Consider the following 1,289-nt stretch of genomic DNA (forward strand, 5'->3'; position numbering starts at 1 on the left):
GATGAAAACTCTGGTGCCAGCTCGGTTATTTACACAGCCACAACCAATGATGCGACAGCGGTTTATAGCCTCTCGGGGGCTGATGCTGCTTTGTTCAGCATCAACTCAGCCACCGGTGAAGTCACCTTGTTGGCGGATGCTGATTACGAAACCAAACCAAGCTACAGCTTTACCGTCACCGCCACCGATGGAGCTGGTAACCATACCGACCAAACCGTGACGCTGGCGGTCAATAACCTGGATGAAGTGGCACCGACGATTACTTCTGGCGCTATCGCCACTGCGATCGATGAAAACAGCGGTGCGGGTAGTGTGATTTATACCGCCACTGCGGATGACTCTGCAGATATTTCTGATGGCGTGGGTTTCTCGCTCTCAGGCGACGATGCCGCGTACTTCAGCATCAACTCAGCCACCGGCGAAGTTACTCTGTTGGCGGATGCGGACTACGAGACCAAACCAAGTTACAGCTTTACTGTTACAGCCACCGATGGGGCGGGTAACCACACCGATCAAACCGTCACGCTGTCGGTGAATAACCTCGATGAAGCAGCGCCAAGCATTACATCTGGCGCGACGGCCACTGCTATCGATGAAAACTCTGGTGCTGGGCAAGTGGTGTATACCGCCACCGCTGATGACTCTGCTGATATTTCGGACGGCGTAACGTTTAGCCTTGGCGGCACTGACGCGGCTTACTTCACCATTGATACCAATACTGGCGAAGTGACTCTAAAAGCTGATGCTGACTACGAGACTAAACCAAGCTACAGCTTTACTGTCACCGCTACCGATGGAGCCGGTAACTTTACTAATCAGGCCGTTACCCTGGCGGTTAATAACCTGGATGAAGTCGCACCGACGATTACTTCTGGCGCTATCGCCACTGCGATCGATGAAAACAGCGGTGCCGGCAGTGTGATTTATACCGCCACTGCGGATGACTCTGCTGATATCTCTGATGGCGTGAGTTTCGGTTTGTCGGGTGCAGATGCTGCGTATTTCTCTATTGATGCAAGCACCGGCGAGGTCACCTTGTTGGCGGATGCTGATTACGAAAGCAAACCAAACTACAGCTTTACCGTCACCGCCACCGATGGGGCTGGTAACTTCACTGATCAGACCGTCACTCTGGCTGTCAATGATCTGGATGAGTCAGGACCGGTATTTAACTCCGGGACTCTGGCAGATGCCATTGACGAAAATTCTGGCGCCAGCTCGGTTATTTACACCGCAGCGACCGATGACGCGACGGCGGTTTATTCGTTGTCTGGTACAGATGCGTCACT

General features: G+C 53.1%; 1 protein-coding gene. It reads left to right on the top strand.

Going from position 1 to position 1,289, the window contains the following annotated elements:
- Positions 1 to 1,289: cadherin repeat domain-containing protein (locus Q4551_RS16115; protein ID WP_303434945.1), on the top strand; the 1,289-nt coding region annotated here is incomplete at both ends.

This window comes from Oceanobacter sp. 5_MG-2023 (assembly GCF_030548165.1).
GTDB lineage: Bacteria > Pseudomonadota > Gammaproteobacteria > Pseudomonadales > Oceanobacteraceae > Oceanobacter.